The sequence below is a fragment of the Ornithinicoccus hortensis genome (genome assembly GCF_006716185.1).
Classification (GTDB): Bacteria; Actinomycetota; Actinomycetes; order Actinomycetales; family Dermatophilaceae; genus Ornithinicoccus; species Ornithinicoccus hortensis.
The window spans coordinates 1671696-1692058 of sequence record NZ_VFOP01000001.1 but is presented as its reverse complement, the minus strand read 5'-3'; the positions used below and the strand labels follow the sequence as shown (position 1 = coordinate 1692058).

The 20363-nt window shown below is 72.9% G+C and carries 17 protein-coding genes; 7 read left to right on the top strand and 10 right to left on the bottom strand.

Annotated features, from left to right (window positions below; all coding sequences use genetic code 11):
• The first annotated feature begins 13 nt into the window (after positions 1-13).
• Positions 14-394 carry a DUF1304 domain-containing protein gene (locus FB467_RS07855; RefSeq protein WP_141784608.1) on the top strand — a complete coding sequence of 127 codons (381 nt, stop codon included), beginning with the start codon at positions 14-16 and terminating at the stop codon, positions 392-394.
• A 30-nt stretch (positions 395-424) separates the two neighbouring features.
• Here FB467_RS07855 and FB467_RS07850 read toward each other — a convergent pair whose 3' ends face one another.
• From FB467_RS07850 to FB467_RS07815, 8 genes are all read right to left on the bottom strand, one after another.
• Entirely contained in the window at positions 425-1873 is a 1449-nt protein-coding gene (locus tag FB467_RS07850) for a hypothetical protein (RefSeq protein ID WP_141784607.1), read from the bottom strand.
• A 168-nt stretch (positions 1874-2041) separates the two neighbouring features.
• Positions 2042-2863: a MetQ/NlpA family ABC transporter substrate-binding protein gene (locus FB467_RS07845; protein ID WP_141784606.1), complete on the bottom strand. Its 822-nt coding sequence runs from the start codon at positions 2861-2863 to the stop codon at positions 2042-2044.
• Between the two features lie 120 nt (positions 2864-2983).
• Positions 2984-3817: a MetQ/NlpA family ABC transporter substrate-binding protein gene (locus FB467_RS07840; protein ID WP_141784605.1), complete on the bottom strand. Its 834-nt coding sequence runs from the start codon at positions 3815-3817 to the stop codon at positions 2984-2986.
• Between the two features lie 41 nt (positions 3818-3858).
• Positions 3859-4518 (bottom strand): methionine ABC transporter permease, encoded by a 660-nt coding sequence (locus FB467_RS07835; RefSeq protein ID WP_141784604.1) that lies wholly within the window; start codon positions 4516-4518, stop codon positions 3859-3861.
• Positions 4515-5510 carry a methionine ABC transporter ATP-binding protein gene (locus tag FB467_RS07830; RefSeq protein WP_141784603.1) on the bottom strand — a complete coding sequence of 332 codons (996 nt, stop codon included), beginning with the start codon at positions 5508-5510 and terminating at the stop codon, positions 4515-4517. The genes FB467_RS07835 and FB467_RS07830 overlap by 4 nt, the downstream gene beginning before the upstream one ends.
• A 461-nt stretch (positions 5511-5971) precedes the next feature.
• Entirely contained in the window at positions 5972-7516 is a 1545-nt protein-coding gene (locus FB467_RS07825) for a glycosyltransferase family 39 protein (protein WP_141784602.1), read from the bottom strand.
• 13 nt (positions 7517-7529) lie between these two features.
• Positions 7530-8651 carry an o-succinylbenzoate synthase gene (menC, locus tag FB467_RS07820; RefSeq protein WP_141784601.1) on the bottom strand — a complete coding sequence of 374 codons (1122 nt, stop codon included), beginning with the start codon at positions 8649-8651 and terminating at the stop codon, positions 7530-7532.
• Entirely contained in the window at positions 8648-9541 is an 894-nt protein-coding gene (locus FB467_RS07815; RefSeq protein ID WP_141784600.1) for a GNAT family N-acetyltransferase, read from the bottom strand. The genes menC and FB467_RS07815 overlap by 4 nt, the downstream gene beginning before the upstream one ends.
• A gap of 113 nt (positions 9542-9654) precedes the next feature.
• Between FB467_RS07815 and FB467_RS07810 the strand changes: the two genes are divergently transcribed.
• Together FB467_RS07810 and FB467_RS07805 are read left to right on the top strand one after the other, a co-directional pair.
• A complete protein-coding gene (locus FB467_RS07810; protein WP_141784599.1) occupies positions 9655-11037 on the top strand; it encodes a hypothetical protein in 1383 nt (460 codons plus the stop codon).
• Entirely contained in the window at positions 11034-11567 is a 534-nt protein-coding gene (locus FB467_RS07805) for a pyridoxamine 5'-phosphate oxidase family protein (protein ID WP_141784598.1), read from the top strand. The genes FB467_RS07810 and FB467_RS07805 overlap by 4 nt, the downstream gene beginning before the upstream one ends.
• 25 nt (positions 11568-11592) lie before the next feature.
• Here the strand turns inward: FB467_RS07805 and FB467_RS07800 are convergent, their stop codons facing one another.
• On the bottom strand, positions 11593-12726 hold the full coding sequence (locus FB467_RS07800) for a 2-keto-4-pentenoate hydratase (protein ID WP_211350572.1): 1134 nt from the start codon (positions 12724-12726) through the stop codon (positions 11593-11595).
• 439 nt (positions 12727-13165) lie between these two features.
• Here FB467_RS07800 and FB467_RS07795 point away from each other — a divergent pair, with 439 nt between their 5' ends.
• A complete protein-coding gene (locus FB467_RS07795) occupies positions 13166-15691 on the top strand; it encodes a LuxR C-terminal-related transcriptional regulator (protein WP_141784597.1) in 2526 nt (841 codons plus the stop codon).
• Between the two features lie 24 nt (positions 15692-15715).
• Positions 15716-16570 carry a patatin-like phospholipase family protein gene (locus FB467_RS07790; RefSeq protein WP_141784596.1) on the top strand — a complete coding sequence of 285 codons (855 nt, stop codon included), beginning with the start codon at positions 15716-15718 and terminating at the stop codon, positions 16568-16570.
• Between the two features lie 31 nt (positions 16571-16601).
• On the opposite strand, the gene FB467_RS07785 is transcribed toward FB467_RS07790, so the two are convergent.
• The gene (locus tag FB467_RS07785) at positions 16602-17132 is read right to left on the bottom strand and encodes a hypothetical protein (protein WP_141784595.1); all 531 of its coding nucleotides are present in this window, start codon (positions 17130-17132) and stop codon (positions 16602-16604) included.
• Positions 17133-17270: 138 nt separating this feature from the next.
• Here FB467_RS07785 and FB467_RS18465 point away from each other — a divergent pair, with 138 nt between their 5' ends.
• Together FB467_RS18465 and FB467_RS07780 are read left to right on the top strand one after the other, a co-directional pair.
• Positions 17271-17426 carry a hypothetical protein gene (locus tag FB467_RS18465; protein ID WP_153390196.1) on the top strand — a complete coding sequence of 52 codons (156 nt, stop codon included), beginning with the start codon at positions 17271-17273 and terminating at the stop codon, positions 17424-17426.
• Positions 17427-17609: 183 nt separating this feature from the next.
• A complete protein-coding gene (locus FB467_RS07780) occupies positions 17610-18791 on the top strand; it encodes a S1 family peptidase (protein WP_141784594.1) in 1182 nt (393 codons plus the stop codon).
• Positions 18792-20363 lie beyond the last annotated feature (1572 nt).

Genomic DNA, 20363 nt, shown 5'->3' with positions numbered 1-20363 from the left:
CTATGCTCCGCAGATGACCGTCGTCGCCGCCGTCCTCGTGGCCCTGGCCGCCCTCCTGCACGGCTACATCTTCGTGATGGAGAGCCTGTGGTGGCGCCGGCCGCAGATCTGGCGCAGGTTCGGTCTGCGGTCCCAGCAGGATGCCGAGACGACCGCGTCGATGGCCTACAACCAGGGGTTCTACAACCTGTTCCTGGGGGTCGGGGCGGCCCTGGGCCTGCTCCTCTTCCTGACCGGTCACGAGACCGCGGGCCGCACCCTGGTGCTGTTCGCCACCGGATCGATGGCGCTGGCCGCGACGGTGCTGCTCACCACGGGCGTCCGGTATGCGCGGGCCGCGGCGACCCAGGGCACGCTGCCCCTCCTCGGGTTCCTGCTGTTCCTGTTCGTCTGACCCGGACCCGCCCGTATGCCGTGCCGACCGTCAGTCCGGAGGGCGCGCCACCCCGGGGGTCCCGTGGTCGGCGAGCCAGCGCAACAGGCTGGGTGCGATCGTCGGTTCCTGGTCCAGCGCGGCCAGGTGGACGGCCCGGAGGTCCAACGGTCCCGCGTGTTCCTGCAGGTGCACCAGGATGGCGCGCACGCACTCGAAGGTCTGGGTCCACATCGGCCCCCGCCCCTCGTCCGACCCGGGCGGCCGGGTGATCGGCAGCTCCACGACCCGGTGACCGGCGGACCGGTCCTGCTCGGCCGCGCACCGGGCCCGGAACTCCTCCCGGGCCCGCTGGAGGTCGCTCAGCCGGCCCGGTCGGCGCTGGGCCTGGAACCGGAGCACCTCGTCGTCCTCGACCAGCCGGAAGTGCCAGACGCTGCGCTCGAGCGCACCCGAGACGTCCCGGAACGGGAAGTACCGGTGCCGGCCCAGCGCCGGCGGCTCCGGTGAGACGAAGGACCACACCCTGCGCCGCGGGGTCTGGGCGCTGAGGAACTGGTCGTGGACCATGTTGCGCACCGCGATGGGCGGGACGGGGTCCCCGGAGATCTCCCGGGCGATGTTCCAGACGGACGTGTGCCCGTAGCCGAGGGCCAGACCGGCCAGGAAGGCCACGTTGCTGGCCCACGAGTCGGGGGTGAGCGCACTCACCGCGACCGCCGCGATCCCGGGGTGCTGGTGCGGGGTCAGCGCGCGGCTGGGCGCACCGACGTGGGCGATGGTCCACTGCGAGAGCTGGTTGCCCGGGACCACGTTGAACCAGCGCCGCACGTTGGGGTTCACCGACCGGGTCTGCACCGCCCCGGCGGAGCGCAGCGCCTCACGCAGTTCCTGCCCGTGCGCCCAGACCTCCTCGCGGGTCAGCTCCTCGAGCTCGCCGGTGCGCACGCTCACCCGGCGCAGGTCGATCCGGTCCCCCACGTGCATCAGGTAGTCCTCGTCTCCCTGCTCCATCCCGGGCCCCTCCACCGCGGGGTGCACCGCCGCGCCGATGCCCCGGGCCAGGGCGGCCCGGACGACCTGGGTGGTCCCCTCGCTGCGGCCCCGGCCGCGCTCCCGGTCGGTCAGCCGTTCCAACCGGGTCATCAGCTTCTGGATGCGGTAGGCGAGCTCGACCGCCTGGGACTGGTCGGGCAGGTCCTCGAGCATCCCCATCCGGCGCAGCAGGTAGGTGGGGTCGTACTCCTCGTCCCCCTCGTCGTTCATCCGCAGGAACCGGCCGACCGGACCCAGCACGGTCAGGGACGGCGTGGTCGTGCGGCCCCAGGCGCTGATCTTGTCCTCGGTGAACGCCTTGCCCACCGGCGGCGCGAGCACCGCGTTGAGGTAGTCCGCCAGGGCCGCCCGGCTCTCCCCGCGGACCCGCAGCCACCGGGTCAGTTCGGCGCGGAAGACCGCCCAGACCTCACCGTCCTTCTGCAGCCCGGTGCGTCGCCCCATCGCCTCACCCCACTGTGAGATCCCACAATGCAGGATCGTTGATTCCTGTCTTGAGGGATTATGTCGCAGTCCGCCATCGTGGCTACTGGAGAGGGGCCGCGCCTCTACCGGGTCGGCGCGGCCCCTCCCCCGGGTGGGGTCCCACGGGGGTGGTCCGAAGGCCTCCCGTCAGAAGGCGGCGATGACGGCGCCGTCGTAGGTGTCCTCGATGAACGAGGCCACCTCCTGCGAGGTGAGCAGCTCGGCGAGCTTCTGCAGGTCCTCGTCGTCCTCGTGCCCGGCGACGGTGACCAGCAGGTTGGCGTAGGGGTTGTCGTCCGCGGACTCGACCGCGATGGAGTCCTCGGCCGGGGACAGGCCGGACTCGACCGCGTAGTTCCCGTTGATCACCGCGGCGTCGACGTCGGCCAGGCTGCGCGGCAGCTGGGCGGCCTCGACCTCGGTGAACTCCAGGTTCTTCGGGTTCTCGTCGATGTCGAGCACGGTGGCCGAGGACTCCCCGGTGTCGGCCAGGGTGATCAGCCCCTCACCGGCCAGCAGCTCCAGCGCCCGCGCCCCGTTGGTGGGGTCGTTGGGGATGGCGACCTGGGCCCCGTCGGGGAGTTCCTCGAGGCTGTTCAGCGAGTCCGAGTAGAGCGCCAGCGGCTCCAGGTGCACGGGGGTGACGATCTCGAAGTCGTAGCCGGCGTCGGCCTCCTGCTCGACCAGGTACGGCTCGTGCTGGAAGTAGTTGGCGTCGAGCGAGCCGTCGTCCAGCGCCACGTTCGGCTGGACGTAGTCGGTGAACTCCACGATCTCCAGCTCGAGGCCGGCGTCGGCGGCGAGCTCGTCCTGCACGAACTGCAGGATCTCGGCGTGGGGCACGGTCGAGGCCCCGACGGTCACCTTGCCGTCGGCGACCGCGGCGCCGTCCGAGGCCTCCGAGTCGGCGCCGCAGCCGGCCAGCAGCACGGCGGCGGCGAGGGTGGTCAGGGCGAGGGGGGTGCGCATGGTGCGGGTTCTCCTTGGGGTCGGTCGGCTCCGGTATGCCGTGAGCCGGGTGGTGCGGTAGGGGTGCGGTCGGCGGGTGGTCCCGCGGCTCGCGGGATCGGTCAGAAGGCGCGGGATGGGTCAGAAGGCGGGGACGACGGCGCCCTGGTAGGTCTCCTCGATGAACTGGCGGGTCTCATCGGAGGACAGCAGCTCCTGGAGCAGCTGCAACCGCTCGTCGTCCTCGTTGCCGGTGCGGGTGACCAGCTGGATGACGTAGGGGCTGCCCTCGGCGGACTCCACCGAGAGGGCGTCCTCGGCGGGGTTCAGGTCGGCCTCGATGGCGTAGTTGCCCGGGATGGCGGCCAGCTCGACGTCCTCCAGGCTGCGCGGCAGCTGGGCGGCCTCGACCTCGCTGAACTCCAGGTCCAGCGGGTTGTCGGTGATGTCCAGGCTGGTCGGCACGTCACCGGCGTCGTCGGCCAGGGTGAGCAGGCCCTCCTGCTGCAGGAGCAGCAACCCCCGGGCGCCGTTCACCGGGTCGTTCGGGATGGCCACGGTCGACCCCTCGGGCAGCTGCCCGAGGTCGGTGATGCTCGAGGAGTAGAGGCCCTGCGGCTGGAAGTTGACCCCCAGCAGCTCGGTGAAGTCGTAGCCCGCGGTGGCCTCCTGGTCGGCCAGGTAGACCGAGTGCTGGTAGTAGTTCGCGTCGACCGACCCGTCGTCCAGCGCCACGTTCGGCTGCACGTAGTCGGTGAACTCGACGACCTCCAGGTCCAGGCCGGCGTCCGGCGCGAGCTCGTCGGCGACGAACTGCAGGATCTCGGCGTGCGGGACCGGGGTGGCAGCCACCCGCAGTGGTCCGTCGGACCCGGAGGCGGTCCCGTCCTCGGCGTCGGCCGTGCCGCCGCAGGCGGACAGGGTCAACGCGGCGGCGAGGGCCAGGGCGGTGGTTCCGGTGGGGGTGAGGCGCATGACAGTTCTCGTTTCGTCGGTCGAGCGGGCGTGGTGGGTGGTCAGCGGTGGGAGAGCCGGCGGGCCAGGCTGTCCCCGAACACCTGGATCAGCTGCACCATGAGCAGCAGGACCGCGACGCAGGCGAGCGTGACCTCGGTGTTGAACCGCTGGTAGCCGTAGCGGATGGCGAAGTCACCCAGTCCCCCGCCGCCGATGGCGCCGGCCATCGCCGAGTAGGAGATGAGCGCCACCAGGGTGACGGTCGCCGCGGCGACCACGCCCGGGCGGGCCTCGGGCAGGAGCACCGTCCGGACGACGTCACGGCGCCGGGCGCCCATGGCCCGGGCGGCCTCGACCTTGCCGGGCGCCACCTCGCGCAGGGCCGCCTCGACGAGCCGGGCGATGAACGGCACGGCGGCGATCGTGAGCGGCACGATGGTGGCGGTCGACCCGATGGTGGTCCCCGTCGCGGCCCGGGTGATGGGGGCGACGAGCACGAGCAACACGATGAACGGCACCGAGCGGCCGATGTTCACGATCGTGCCGAGCACGCTGTTCAGCGTGCGGCGGGGGTCGAGGCCGTCGGGGGCGGTGATCACCAGCAGCACCCCGAGCGGTATGCCGAGGAGCAGGGAGAGCCCCATCGAGACGCCGACCATGTAGACGGTCTCCCAGGTCGCGTCGACGAGGGCGGGCGCGATCCGGTCCCAGTTGGTCATCGGGCGACTCCTTCGGTGGTCAGGTCTTCTCGGGTCCGTTCCTCCGCCACCCAGGCCCGGGCGGCGGCCACGAGGGCGGGATCGCCGTCCAGCCGGAGCCGGAGGCGACCGAACCGGACGCCTCCGAGGTCCTCGACCGAACCGCCGACGACGGCCACCCCGACCCCGAACTCGCGCACCAGGTCGGCGACGATGGCGTCGCTGCCCGGGCCGCCGACGGTGAGGTCGACCAGGTCCGGGTCGTCGACCGGGGACAGCGGCGGCAGCAACCGGGTGGCCAGCGGCGAGTCCGGTCGGCTCAGCACCTCGGAGATCAGGCCCCGGTCGACGACCCGTCCGCCCTCGAGCAGGATCACCGCGTCGCAGACCTTCTTCACCACGTCCATCTCGTGGGTGATCAGGACGGTCGTGAGACCGAGCTCCTCGGTCAGCTCGCGGATGAGCGCCAGCACCGAATCGGTGGAGACCGAGTCCAGCGCGCTCGTGGCCTCGTCGCAGAGCAGGACGGATGGCGAGGGGGCCAGTGCCCGGGCGATGGCCACCCGCTGCCGCTGCCCACCGGACAGCTGGGCGGGGTGGTGGTGGAGCTTGTCGCCCAGGCCCACCCGCTCCAGCAGGGCGGTGGCCCGGGCCCGCCGCTCCGCCCGGCCGGTCCCGGCGAGCTCCAGCGGGAGCTCGACGTTGCCGAGGGCGGTGCGCGAGTCGAGCAGGTTGAACTGTTGGAAGATCATCCCGATCCGGCGCCGGGCCCGGTTGAGCTGAGCACCCTCCAGCGTGGTGAGTTCCTGGTTGTCGATGACGACCGATCCCTGGTCGGGGCGCTCCAGCAGGTTGAGGCAGCGGGCCAGGGTGGACTTGCCGGACCCGGACGGGCCGACGATGCCCATCACCTGGCCCCGCTCGACATGGAGGCTGACGTCGTCGACGGCGTGCACGGCCTCGTTCCGGCGCGTGGCGGGGAACGTCTTGGAGACGTGGCTGACGGTGATCACAGGTGTCCTCGGGGTCTGGCGTGCGGGGGGCGTGGGGTGCAGCACGGATCACGGAGGTGCCGGCTGCCCGCGCAGCGTTGGGCGGTGGCCCCGGTGGGGCGTGGGGCGGGGGGAACGGGGTGGTGCAGGTTCAGCGTCGACGCGGCGTCAGACACATTCGGCGGCCCTGACAGCCGTCGAAGGTCCCGACCTCACGGTGACCGAACATGCGCTTTCCTCCATCGCTCCTGGCGGGAGCACCTTCCGGCGAGCCGGGGTTGCTGCGGTCTGAGGGCCAGGTCCCTGAACCGCTCTGGATGCGTTCCTGCCATCGATGATAGACGGGAGACGGTTGAACTTCCAAGTTTTCGACTGCATGATCCACGCCACATCCGACGTCAAGGCCCACTAATCTGCAGATTCTTCATCCAACACCGATCTAACCGATGAATACTCGGCGAGACGGCTGCCGGACCATGGACTCAGCCGAACCGGGCGACCTCGTCCCAGATCGCGACCCACCCCTGGTCACCCAGCTGGCACCGGCGGATCGGTGCACCGTCCTCCTCGTTGTCCACTCCCGCCGGGCTCCGCACCGTGGTGACCTGCTGGCACGTGCCGGCGAACCAGCGCGCCTCCTCGTCGGGGTCGAGCCGGCCCACCACGATCACGGTGCGGGCATCCTCCGGCGGCGGGCCCCAGCTGCCATAGGCGTTGTGACCGGAGTAGACCGGGGGAAGCCAGCCGGGCGCACCGTCGCCGCCGGTCCCTCCGGGCGCCAGCCGTCGGGCGCGGTCCAGCGCCCCCGCCTCGCCGTAGTTGCGGGTCAGGACGACCGTGTGGGGCCGCTCGTCCTCGGGGACCTGCGCGGCGACGTCGGTGACCAGCCCGACGTAGCCGGGCCAGCCCACCGTCTCCGCGCCGTCCGGGTTCACGGCCTGGGCGATCCGGAACACCGGCGACCCCACCGGCGCCAACGGCAACGCGAAGCAGGCGGTGGGGACGGAGACGACCAGGGCGACCGCCACGGCCCGTGCGGGCCGGTCCAGCAGGCGCTCGACCCAGGCGGGCAGCTGCATCGCACCGACCGCCACGAGCGCCGGGAACAGGCCGGCGACATAGTAGGGCTTGCCTCCCGTCACGACGACGATGAGCAGCAGGACGAGGTAGGCGATCCCGAGCCAGCGCCACGCACGCAGGCGCGCCGTGCCGAGGAGGGCCACGACGCCCACCACGATGAGGAACCCCGCCACGGGTCCGGCCATGAGCAGGTGCATCGGCGCCACGAGCCAGCGGTCGGCCGAGGACGCCGAACCCCCGGCGGCGATGTTGGCGGCCACCTCCAGCATCGGCCAGCCGTGCGCCGCCTGCCAGAGCAGGTTCGGCGCGGCCAGCACCAGGGCGAGCGCCCCGGCGAGCCAGGGTCCGGGCCCGCGCAGCGGGCGACGCGGCCCGGCGAGCAGCATGCCGACCAGGCAGCTGAGCAGGACCAATCCCGGCAGCACCTTGACCTCCAGCGCCACCCCGGCCGCCAGTCCGGTCCAGAGCCAGGGTCCGATCCGCTGGGGCACCGCCCCGACCGCCCGGACCAGCAGCAGGACCACGAGTGCGGTCATCATCACGTCGAAGGTGGTGATCGAGAACAGGTGGCCGGTGCCCAGGATCACCCCGGTGAGCGCCGTCCCGGCGGCGGCCACGACCTGCGCGCGTGGCGCTCCCCCGAGCTGTCGGCAGGTCAGGGCCGCCAGCACCACCGTGACCCCGGTCGCCACGGCCGGGAGCACGCGGAACGCCCACAGGTGACCACCGACCAGGTCGTGCCAGGACGCGGCCAGGAGCGGGATGAGCATCGGGTTGTCCGGCTGGGCCCACCCCGGGTGCCGACCGCCCTCGATGAAGTAGAGCTCGTCGCGGTGGAAGCCGTAGCGACCGGCGACCACCACGAGGCCGGCCACGACCAGGACGGCCGTCAGCCAGACCCCGCGGGGAACTCCCGCGGTGCCCCTCCCCTCTGCCTGCGACCCCATGACGTGACCCGCGTCAGGGCGCGCGGAGCTCCTCGACCGACTCGGTGAACCGGGCGAGCTTCGCCGGGTCGACGGTCACCCCGAACCCCGGGCCGGTCGGCACGTCGACCACCCCGTCGTGCATCACGATCTCCTCGGTGAGGTCCTCCTCGTAGAACCGGTTCGACCCGGAGATGTCGCCGACGAGGTTGAACCCGGGCAGCGCGGCCAGTGCGGCGTTCGCCGCGCGGCCGACGCCCGTCTCGAGCATCCCGCCGCACCACACCGCGATCCCGTGCGCCCGCGCCAGGTCGTGGATCCGGCGTGCCTCCAGGTATCCCCCGACCCGGCCGGGCTTGATGTTGATGATCGAGGCGGCCCCCATCGAGATGGCGTCCGCGGCGGCCTCCGCCGAGTCGATCGACTCGTCCAGGCAGACCGGGGTGTCCAGCACCCTGGCAAGCTCCGCGTGCTGCCGGAGGTCGGACTCCCCCAGCGGCTGCTCGATCAGGATCAGGCCGAACTCGTCGAGCCGCCGCAGGTGCCCCGCGTCGGCCAGCGTGTAGGCGGAGTTGGCGTCCACCTGGAACGGCAGGTCGGGACCGAACTCGCGCCGCACCGCGGCGACCGGGCCCAGGTCGGTCCCGGGCCTGATCTTGAGTTTGATCCGGGCATACCCCTGCTCCAGGTAGTCGGCGACCACCCGGAGCAGGGTCGCCTCGTCGTCCTGGATGCCCACCGACACCCCGGAGGGCACGCTGGCCCGCACCACGCCCAGGTAGGAGCCGAACGAGCGGTCCTGCGAGCGCAGCTGCGCGTCGAGCACCGCCATCTCCACAGCCGCCTTGGCCATCGGGTGCCCGACGACGGGCCGTAGGTGGTGGCCGACCGTCTCGGCCGTGAGGTCCTCCACCGCGAACAGGGTGGGCGCGAGCCAGCGGCGGGTGACCTCGACGGCCCCGGTCAGGAACTCCGAGGAGTAGAGCGGCTCGGCCATCGCCACGCACTCACCCCACCCGGTGAACTCCCCCGCGGGGGTGTCCAGCACCGCCTCGACCAGGTAGGTCTCCTTCTCGGTCTCGGTCGCGAACGAGGTGGTGAACGGGCTCACCAGGGGCAGCCGCACGGTGTGCAGGGTCAGCCGACGAAGTCTCATGGGGTTCCTTCCCGACTCATGGGGGTTCCGTCCCGGCGCAGGACGTAGTGGCCGGGCCGGAAGTCCGTGACCTGCCAGCCGTGACCGATCAGGGCGCCGAAGGCCTCGCGGGTCACCATCCGCCACCGGGCGGCCAGGTCGCGGTCCCGGCGGCGCAGTCCCTCGATGTCCGGCGGCACCCCGATCAGTACCTCGCCGGTGTGGTCCGCGGGGGGCGCGGTGAAGTCTCCGGGCTCGCCGTCACCGCTGGCGACCGCGACGACTGCAGGTATGCCGTCAGCCGGCTCCCCCGGGAGCGGCGCCCGGTCGCCGGTCCCGGCGGGCAGGTCCCGGGTGAGGTCCCAGCGCAGCACCATCCGGTCCGAGGGCTGCCCGGAGTTGATGGCGTCGTTCATCGGCCCGTAGAAGTCCTCGTGGTAGGACTCCGGCACCGCCCCGAGCTTGCGGATGTTGAAGGCGGCGTTGCGGGACACGAGCGGGTCGTAGGTCCAGCGCATCGCGGTGATGCCGCGCTCCAGGCACCAGGCCCGCTGGTCCAGCTTGATGGCCCGGCCCACACCCTTGCCCCCGGCGGCGGGATCGACGCCCACCACGTGGGAGTGGAAGCCCGCACCCGGTGGCCCGCAGAAGCCGACACCCCCACCGATCAGCCGACCGGCCAGGTGGGCCAGGCCCACGTAGTTGCCCGAGTGGGTCAGCGCCACGACGCTGCCCAGGTCCATCACGTCCGACTCGTGGGCGACGTCCCAGATCCGGTTGAACGTGGCCAGGAGCTCACGGGCGTCCCCGACGTCGTGGGCGGGCGACACCGCCAGCCCCAACGCCTCGGCCGCATCCCTCGCCTGCGCCCGCGCAGCAGCACCCAGGGCGTCCACGTCCGGTTCCGTCATGCGCTCCTCCTCGTGCCGGCGGGCTGCACGGTCACGGGGCCAGCCTACGGAACGGGCCTGTCCTACGCTGCGTCTCACCGGCAGCCCTGTCCCCCGCACCGGAGGTCTTCACCATGAGCGTCCGAGTCAGCACCGCCCTGGCGGTGGTCGCCGCCGTCCTGGTCACCTCCGGCTGCGGGGCGTTGAGCCAGGGAGCCGACGCCGCGGAGGAGTTCACCGAGCACTTCACCTCCACCCACCCCGAACACGTCATCGACACGATCACCAACGCCACCGACGAGCTCCCGTTCACCGGCAAGGTGAGCGGCACCCTGGTGCTCGCCGACGACACCCCGCCGGAGGTGCTGGACGCCCTGCTCACCGAGGTCGAGGAGTGGCGCCCGCACACCGGCGCCGCCTACACCCCGATGGGGGTCCAGGCCGGTGGGCTCGGCATCTGTCTGGACGACCCCCAGCGGGAGGCGAAGCGGGAGCTGCGGACCGCGCTGTATGCCGAGGGCCTGGTCCTCGACGGCGAATGGGCCTGCGCCCCGTGGCGGACCTCGACCGAGCCGGTGTACCGCGGCTCGCTCACCGACCTGGTGGCGGACACCGAGCGGGTGGGCAGCGTGCTGGCGGCCGACCACGACCTCGTGCTGACGGCCGAGGTGAGCGACCCGTGGGGGACGGTGACGACCCGGTGGACGGGCCTGCCCGACACCCTCGACGACACCCTCGAGGCCGTGGCGCAGTTGCACCCGGTCGCCGGGTTCCGCCTCGAGGGGGACGTCCTGGCGGTCAACGTCGGGGAGGACGCCGACCTCACGGAGGCGAGGACCGTCGCCGGGCAGGCGGCCGGACCGGACCTGGAGGTGCAGGTCCTCCGGGGCAGCCTGGATGCCGACGAGGCCGCCGCCAACGAGGCGCTGCTCCCGGTCGTGCAGAGCCTGCGGGAGATGCCCGGGGTCGACACCGCGAGCGCCGCCCGGGGCACCCTCGAGGTCACCACCCAGGACCCGGGCGCCCTGCGCCCGATCTACGACGCCGTCCTCGACCACCCGGACTTCCCCGAGGGCGGGAGCCTGCGGCTGCGGGTCGTCGACGCCGGGGAGACCTCGCCGGTCGAGGGGAGTTCCTACAGCACCTCCGTCGGGGACGCGCACCTGGACATGTTCGCCGGCCTGGTCGCCCTGGACACGGTGCAGGACGCGCGGCTGCTCGAGCCGGTCCCCGGACAGCCGGCGGCGATGCACGTCACCCTCACCGGAGCCTTCCCCGAGGGCATCGCCAGCCTCAAGCCCGTCCTCCTCGACGGGACGGCGGTGACCGTGCACGCCCCGGACAGCCTGCAGCGGGTCGAGCTGACGGTGGCCCGCACCCTCACCGAGGACCACGTCTCCACGATGTTCACCGACCCCGACGTCGCGGCCATCAGGAAGGCCTGGAACGACGCCCCCGCAGCGGCCGACGCCGGGGGCTGGTCTCCCGGGCGGACGCACGGCACGATGGTCGGATGAGCGAGCCCACCACGCACCTGGACGCCCGCTACGGGGACGCCACCGCACCCCTTCCCTGGGCGCGGACGCAGCAGCTGTTCGCGACCGCGGAGCTCTACTGGTTGAGCACCGTCCGCCGTGACGGCCGGCCGCACGTCACGCCGCTGATCGGCGTGTGGCACGACCGTTCCTTCTACTTCTGCACCGGCCAGGAGGAGCAGAAGTGCCGCAACCTGCTCGACGACCCCGGGGTCTCGGTCACCACCGGCAGCAACACCTGGTCGTCCGGCACCGACGTCGTCCTGGAGGGCAGCGCGGCGCAGGTCACCGACCAGTACGAGCTGGCCGAGGTGTCGGCCGCCTACCTGGCCAAGTACGGCGAGGACTGGCGGTTCGAGGTGCACGACGAGGGCGGCTTCGTCGGCGGCGGCCGGGAGGGGATCGAGGAGGACGAGACCGAGCCGCTCGCGCTGGTCTTCCGGGTGCCACCGGAGAAGGTCATCGCCTTCACCAAGGACCCGCACGGGCAGACCACGCACGACTTCGCCTGACGGTGCCGGCGCGGCGATCACCCGCTCAGCAGAAGGTCACCGTCAGCGAGCCGAACCGTCCGTAGTCGCCGGTGACCGAGTCGCCGGGCGCGATCGGCATCGGGACGGCGCAGGTGCCGGTCGTGACCAGCTGCCCGGCCTCCAGGGTGATGCCGTGACCGGACAGCTCGTTCACCAGCCAGGTCAGGGCCGGGACCGGGCCCCCGAGCACCCGGTGGCCGGCACCGTCATGCACCAGGCCGGAGCTGTGCGTGGCGCTCGGGGTCTCCGCGGCCAGGTCGACACCCTTCCAGTCCTGGTCGGCCGCCGGCTGCACCACGAGGTGGAAACCGCACGCGTTGTCCGCGATGAGCTGGGCCTCCCCCACCGTCTCGACCGCGTCGAAGCGGGTGCTCGGGATCTCCCAGGACAGCAGCAGCTCCCCGGCCGCGTCGAGCACCTCCTGCTCGCTGTATGCCGTGTCCCGCGGCGGGAGGTCGGTCACCATCCGGAAGGCGTACTCGAGCTCGGCCAGGTTCATGAAGTTGCCGTCCAGCGGCACCGGCTGCCCCGGCTCCAGCAGCCGCTCGGACAGGACCCGTCCGGCCAGCGGCCCGTCGACCTGCAGGTGGTCCTGGCCGGCCTGGGAGGTGGCCGCGATCTTCCACCCGGCCACCGCGGCGGTCTCCCCGGCGAAGTGGGCCTGCACGGCATACCCCTCGGCGCGGGTGCGGGGGCGCACCTCCTCCGGGATGCCGTCGACCGTGTAGCCGCCCTCGTGGGCGGCCCACAGCGTCTTGAAGGCCTGCTTCGTCGCCTGCTCGTCCAGCATCGTGTGGGCTCCTCTTCCGACGGGTGCCCCCACTCTACGAAGCCCGCCGATGACCACGACGAGCACCACCTGCGTGACCACTCCGACGGCGGGCACCGGCCAGGGCAGCGGCGCGTCCCCGACAGTGAGCAGGGCGGTGGCGAACCCCGCCGACACCGCCCACCCGGTGGCCTCGCGCGGCCGGTCGACGGACAGCAGGAGGGCCCCGGCCTGGGCCGCGGCGACCGCGAACGCCACCGGCGCGAACACGCCATACACGAGGGTGAGCACCGACAGGTTCACGGCGAACAGGGCCAGCGCGCCCACCAGCACGAGCATCCTGGGCCACCTGGTCGCGGGTCTGGTCATGGGCCCGACCGTAGGAACCGGCTGCACCCGTGGGCATCACCCTGCAGAGCCGTTCCCGACCGATACCTGGGAGGGAGCGTTCGGTCGCTCTGGTCAAGACCGGGCGGGCGGGAGGACACTGGAGGGGCACCACCGGATCCGTGGCCATCCCCCGGAGAGGAGCAGAAGGTGACCGTCGTCCGAGCCAGGCCCACGCCGAATTCCGGTCAGGGACTCCCGGGGGCGCCCGCGCGGTCTTCGTCGGCAGTGGCGGACGGCAGTCTCCCCGGTTCCCATGTATGGCCGAAGGCCATGACCCGGCGCCGACCGCCACCGCCGACGACCTGCCAGTGCTGACTGGCACCCTCGCTGCGAGGCGATGCACAGTCCATCACGTCCACCACTGCCGCACATCGGGCAGTTGCCCTATTCTTGTGACTTTCTCTGGGACACTAGTGACATGCCGGATCTCCCCCTCCGTGGGCGCTCCCAGGCACTCGCCGATCTGAACCGACTGCTCGACCTCCCCGGACGCCGGGTGCTGACGCTCACCGGACTCCCCGGGGTGGGCAAGTCCCGCCTGGCCAGGGAGCTGGTCACGCAGCGCCGCGAGGGCCCCTCGCGGGTGGTCGTGGTGGAGACGGACCAGGTCTACGAGGCCGGCCTGCTGGAGCGGCGGATCCGCGCGGCCGTGGGCATCCCCGGCGCGACCCCACCCGCTCCCTCCGCGCGTGCCGGCAGGGGCACCGGCACAGACCCACCCCCGGTCGAGACGATCCTGCTGGTCGACGACGCCCACCGGGCCCCCGAGACCGGGGACACCCTGCGCACGCTGACCAGGGCCCGGCCCGACCTGCGGGTCGTGGTCACCGCCCGAGCCCCCCTGTACATCCCGCGGGAGACGGTCTTCCGGGTCGCCCCGTTCACCGCTCCGCACCCCGCCGCGGGCACCGGGACGGCGGTCGAGGACCTGGCCGCCCAGCCCGCGGTCCAGATGTTCCTCGACGTGGCCGACGCCACCGGCATCTCCATCGGCACCGGGGACGGCGCCCTCACTGCCGTGGCCGAGATCTGCGCGCTCGTCGGCGGGCTGCCGTTGGCCATCGAGCTCGCCGCCGCCCGCTCCGCGGCGTTCTCCCCCACCAGCCTGCTCCACCTGCTGCGCGACCACCCGCACAAGAGCGTGCTCGGCCGGGTCCCCGGCGGGGCCCCCGACCACGACCTGTTCGACGCCATCGCCTGGACCGAGTCCCTGCTCAGCCCGCAACAGCGCACCCTGTTGCACCGGCTGACCGCCTTCCGCAGCCCGGTCCCGGTGGACGCGGTGACCCAGGTCACCGGGGTCAGCAACGTCGTCGAGGGACTGTCCGCCCTGGTCGACATGCACCTGGTGCAGGCGGACCACACGGACGGGGCGACCCGGTTCTCCCTGCACCCCCTGGTCCGCGAGCACGCCGTGGAGCAACTGAAGCAGGTGGCGCCGGAGGAGATCGAGGAGCTGCACTCGGCACACATCCGGTGGGCCCTGGGATTCACCCTCCCGTTGAGCGGGGCACGCACCGGCAGCCAGTTCCTCAGATCGACCGACCACCTGCGCCCGGTCGGACCCGACCTGCGCCTGGCGCTGCACCGGGCGCTGGACCGCGAGGACGCACCGTCAGCCGTCCGGCTGGCCCTCGGCCTGGCGCCCTACTGGTTCAGCCGGGGAGCCCCGCCCGGCCACACCCACCTGCTGGCCCGGGTCCGGGAGCTGCCCGGCTTCCCCGCGATCCCGGCCGGGCTGCGCGCCCTCCTGGCCGGCTGGCACGGGCTGCTCCTGGCGGAGACCGCCGAGACCGCGGACGCGGTGCAGCACACCCTGACCGACCTGCTCGGGGCCGTGGACCTGGCCCGCGCCACGGGCCCAGAGACGTTGCTGCGGGTGCTGGGCCTGACGCTGCGCGCCGCCCGGTTCGCCGAGGACCGTGAGGCGGTCGCACCGCTGTGCGCCGAAGGACGCGAGCTGGCCCGCACCCTGGGCTGGGAGGTCACCCTGGCCCGGTTCGAGGTGTGGAGCGGCATGCTCGCCCACCAGGGCGCGGACCTGGACGAGGCGCACCGGTGGGGTGTCTCGGCCTATCGGCTGGCCCAGCGGCTGGACGACCCCTCGGTCTTCCTCGTGGCCTGCGGCTTCCTGCGCTCGCTCCCCGGTGGCGCCGACCTGGTGCCCGACCTGCCGGCATACGAGGAGTTGCTCTCGCTGGCCCGCCGGACCGGCAACCGGCACGCCCAGGCCTGGATCCAACCGCTGGCCGCGCTCGACGCGATCGGGGCGGGCGACCTGCCCGCGGCCGCCGACCTGGCCGCCGAGGTGATCCGGATGGGTCGGTCCGCGGAGGCCTGGGGCTGGTGCGGCATCCCGATCGTCTGCCTGGCCCGGATCGCCGCGCTGCGGAGGGAGACCGAGCAGGAGGCCCGCTTCCACGGCATGCTCGCCGTGCACCTTCCGGTGCTGCGCCCCAGCGTCCCGCCGTGGACGCAGCGCGCCTACGAGCAGGCGCTCGAGGTCTGCCGCGAGCGCGGCGGAGCCACCTTCGACGCGGCCTTCCTGGCCGGCGCGAGCCTGACCCACCGGTCGGCCGCCGAGGAAGCCCTGGCGTATGCCGCCACCGTGGCCCGGTCCTCGACCGGCCACGAACCCCCGGCCCCTGCGGAGCAGCCGGTCGACGGGGCCCCGGCCCGCCGGCCCACCCCGCGCACCTCGTCCCTGCTCACCTCCCGCGAGCAGGAGGTGCTCGCGCTGCTGACCGCGGGAGGCACGAACAAGGAGATCTCGGCGGCGCTCGGCATCAGCCCCAAGACCGTGATGCACCACACGTCGAACATCTACCGCAAGCTGGAGGTCCGTGGCCGCGCCCAGGCGGTCGCCTGGCAGCTGCGTGCCGCCCAGCACGAGGGCGCCGGTGACACCGCACCCCCGACACCCCCACCGACGGCACGCCGGTAGCAATCCCAGTGCGAGACTGACCGCATGGCCGAGACGACGAGACGGGGTTCCCGCACGCCCGAGGCCACCCCGCGCCCGGAGCCGGTGGTGGGGCTGGCGCTGGGTGGCGGCGGCGCCCGCGGGTTGTGCCACATCGGCGTCGTGCGGGTGCTGGAGGACCTCGGGATCCGACCCGGCGTGGTGTCTGGCACGAGCATGGGCGGCCTGATCGGCGCCTTCATCGCGGCCGGATACACGGCGGAGCAGATGGCGGTGATCGCCACCGACCTGCGGTGGCGCAAGCTGATCGACTGGAACCCGCTGTCCGGGCGGGTGATCAACACCGAGAGCTTCCAGCGGTGGCTGCAGGACCTGCTCCCGGCCACCTTCGAGGAGCTGGACCTCCGGCTGGTGCTCACCGCGACCGACATCACCGACGGTCGGATCCACTACAGCCAGCAGGGCGACCTGATCCAGGCGCTGCGCGCCACGACCGCCTACCCCGGCGCGATCGAGCCGGTGGCGATCGGCCGGGCCCGGCTGGTCGACGGCGGGCTGCTCAACCAGATCCCGGTCGACGGCGCGCTCCTGCTGGGTGCCGACCGCGTCCTGGCGGTCAACGCCACCCCGCTGGCCGAGCTGGACCACCCGGAGCAGGACGCCGGTGCCCCGCGGCGCAAGTACCGCCTGGGCGCCCTGCGGGAGCTGTTGCGGGCGGCCGACATCATGCAGGCCCAGCTGACCATGGCCCGGCTCTCCTTCTACAAGCCGGACCTGGTGCTGGACCCGCACATCGACGGCGTGGAGATCGCCGACTTCCACCGGGCCAAGTCGGCCATCTCGGCCGGCGAGGAGGCCGCCCTGGCCCGGGCGGAGGAACTGCGCGAGCTGTTCGGGTGAGCCGGCGCCGACCCGGCCCACCGGCCGCCGGTCAGAAGTAGATCCATCCCTGACCGACGGTGCACGCGCTGTAGCCGCACCGGTAGTCGCCGGCGTGCACGAGGTGGATCGTGTTGCTGCCGAAGGTCCCGCCGTACCCGTTCTCCCAGATCACCTCGACCTCGACGTTGTAGTAGCGGCGGTAGTCGACGGGGACGGTCACGGCGGGGACGATTCCGAACGCCTGACCGGGGAGCATGCTGATCGACTGGGATCCGGTCCTGATCCGGACCCAGCGCTGCTCGGCCGGACGCCACTCGTTCACGTGCATCCGCGCGGTCACGAACTGGGTGTCCCGGCTGCCGGGTGATCGACCGACGTAGACGCCGGGCACGACGAGCCCGTAGAGACCGTTGTAGGCGGCAGCCACGGGGATGGCGCCCCCGGGGTTGCCCCACCCGCTGTTGCCGTATGCCGAGGCCGGCTGCCCGCCCAGCGGCAGGCACACGCCGACGGCGAGCAGCAGGACCGCCAGGGCACGGGCCCCGCTGCGGTGGATCCTGGAGATGGGTGTGGTGTTCATGGCACTGCCTTCCGATGTGGTGGGTGTCCGACACGTAGCACCGTCCTCGGCGGCGCTTAAGCGGGCCTTAAGCGCCGCTGCGCAGCATGGGAGTCAACGGAGCAGCACCCACAGTTCCCCGAGACCCAGGAGCCCGCCATGACCACCACGACCAGCACCCGCGGCACCATCGCCCTCCTCACCGCCGCGCTCACCCTGTCCCTGACCGCCCTCTTCGGTGTCACGACCGACCTCGCCGACCAGGCGGACGGCCAGACCTACGGCGAGGTCGTCGCCGGCCGCAGGAGCCCGTGACCCGCAGGGCCCGAACCAGACCGGCGACGCCGGGACCCCCGTGGTCCCGGCGTCGCTGCGTCCCCGTGCTGCCACGACAGCCCCAACTCGGCCTTAAGCGGCGGTTAAGCGCCCGCCGCGACGGTGGAGCCAGCACCACCGCCCGCCGGAGAGGTCGGACGGACCAGATCCCAGGAGGATGACATGCGCACCACCCAGCTCCAGGCCCTGACCACCACCGCGCTCCTCGCCGGAGCCCTCGTCGTCCCGGCTGCCGCCTCGGCGTCCGAGACCGGGGCCCGCTCCGACGCGAACGCCTCGATCGTCTGGGTCGACGTCGAGTTCCCCGCGACCGTCGAGGTCCCGTGGGAGGACGGCACGTCGACGCTCTACAGCACGGACGTGCTGGCCCTGTGCACCGGGTTCTTCGTCAGCGACGATGGCGAGATCGTCACCGCCAGCCACTGCGTCGAGGCCGATGCCACCACCGAGCGGGCCGCGGTCGGCCAGGTGGCCGGCGACCTCCAGCAGGAGGGTTACGACCTCAGCCACCTGGACCTGGCCACCCTGGACTGGGCGGTGGGGATCGGCGAGCCCACGGCATACGTCGGACAACCCACCGGCATCGCCGACGGCATCTTCAGCGGGTCCGACTCGATGATCGCCCAGATCGTGGACTCCCAGGGCTTCGCCAAGGGCGACAACGCGCTCCTGCGGGTGGCCGACCTGGCCGACAGCCCCGCACTGCCGATCAGCGAGGACACCCCCGTGGTCGGCGACCCGGTCACCTCCATCGGTTTCGCCGGCAGCGTCTCGGACGTATCGGACTACCGGCGCCAGCTCCCCTCCTACAAGTTCGGCACCGTCAGCTCCCGGCAGTACACCACCAAGGGCGTGCCGAACACCGAGATCGACGCCGCGGTCACCGGTGGCATGTCGGGTGGCCCGACGCTGGACGAGTCCGGCGCGGTGATCGGCGTCAACTCCTTCGGCATCCACGGCGAGAGCCAGCCGTTCAACTTCGTCACCGACACCGAGACGCTGCGCGACTTCCTCACCCGCAACGGCGTGGACGTGGCCGAGGCCGCCGCACCGAGCGAGGAGACCGCCACTGCTGCCGAGGTCGCGGTGACAGTGCCGCAGGAAGGAACCGGACACGTGGCTACCGACCAGGGCAGCCTCCCCGGCGCGGCGGCGGACGGCGGCGCTGCCGACACGGCCACCCCGGTGAGCCTCTCCGACGGTCCGGCCGCCCCGCCCGCGGCGGCGGACGAGGCCGGTCTGCCCGCGGTCGCCTGGGCCTCGATCGGCCTGGCCGGGCTGCTGCTCCTGCTCGGTGGCGGGCTGGGCGGACGCTACCTCGCCCGGTCCAGGTCGGCCGCCTGAGCCGCCGTGAGACCAGCGACACGACCGCCGTGCGGGTGGCCCTCGACAGGCCGCCCGCACGGTGGTCGTTCAGGTGGGTTCGGCCAGCAGCCGGTCGAGCACGCCCATCGGGTCCGCGGCGCCGATGGCCCCCACCGCCCGCCACGCCTCCTCTCCCATCCGGTCCCGCGCGGCGGCCGCGACCAGGTCGACCCGGGAGGTGCCGTCGTTGTCCAGCTGCAGGTCGGCCATGATCGCCAGGGCGGCGCCGGTCAACCGCGCCGCCTCCTCGTCCCGGCCCGATGCCGCCTCGACGGCGGCCATGGTGCGCAAACCGTCGGCGAAGGTCTTCGGGGCCGGGTGCTGGCGCCGGGCGCTGCGCAACCCCTCGAGCACGCTGCCCCGGGCCGCCGCCACCTGGCCCGCGGCCACCTGCACCGCGGCGCGGATCACCAGACCGACCACCCACTGGGGACCGAGCTCCAACCGCGTGGTGCGCTCGAACGCCTCGTCGGCGAAGCGCACCGCCTCGGCGTCCCGGCCGAGCTCGGAGAGCACCTCGGCGGCAGCCGTCAGGAGGGTGACGATGTCGTACTCGTCGCCGGCGGCCCGGGCCGTCTCCAGTCCCCGCAGACTGGCGTTGAGGGCCGTCTCCAGGTCACCGAGCTGGTTGGCGACGAAACCCTCGAGGTCCTGGACCAGCCCGACGAGCAGCGGGTCGCCCGACTCGGCAGCCGTCGCGGCCGCCTGCGCGACGGCCCGCTCCGCGGTGTCGACCTCCCCGTAGGTGGCCGTGTGCGCGGCGAGGGAGCACCACCCGGAGACGAGCAGCCGATCACTGGGCGCGCCCAACCTGGTCGCGTCGGCCAGTCCGGACTCGAGCAGGTCGCGGGCCCGGTGGTCATCGACCCACTGGGCCAGGTTGCCGTCCAGGATCGCGAGCCGGGCTCGGTCCAGCTCCCTCAGCGCGGCCCGGTCACGGAGCACCCCGGACCACCGCCTGGCCTCGGGGATCCGTGAGGCCAGCAGCCAGTAGCGGCGCAGCGCGATGAGCAGCCGCGCCGCGGCCGCGACCGTCTCGGCTGGTGCCCCGTCCTCGACGGCCCGGTTGAGCACGGTGCCGAGGACGTCGGCATCGCCGGTCAGGTTGGCGAGCGCCTCGCTGGCCTCCGGTCCGTAGAGCCGGGCACCAAACTCCTCGGCCAGGTCGACGACCACGGGCAGGAGCGGCTCGACCGGGGCGCCCCCGTCCTCCCGCACGAACTCACGGACCGGCGGGGGCAGCCGCACCCGGCCCGCGCGGTCCACCGCCGCCAGGCCGTGCGAGGACAGCTCGTCCAGCGCGGCGAGGAAGTCGTCCGCGAGCACCGGGTCCGCGACCTGCTCGAGGGTCTCCTGCCGGACCCACCCGTCGACCCCGGCTGCCAGCCGCAGCAGCTGTCGTGCGGGCCCGGACAGGCTCCCGACCGCTGCGTCGATGACCACGCGCAGCGTCGCCTGGCGTGCCGGCAGGTGACCGGTCGAGCGGGTGTCCAGGAGGGAGGTGCGGTGTTCCACGACACGGCGCAGCAGGTGTGCCGGAGTCTGCGTCCG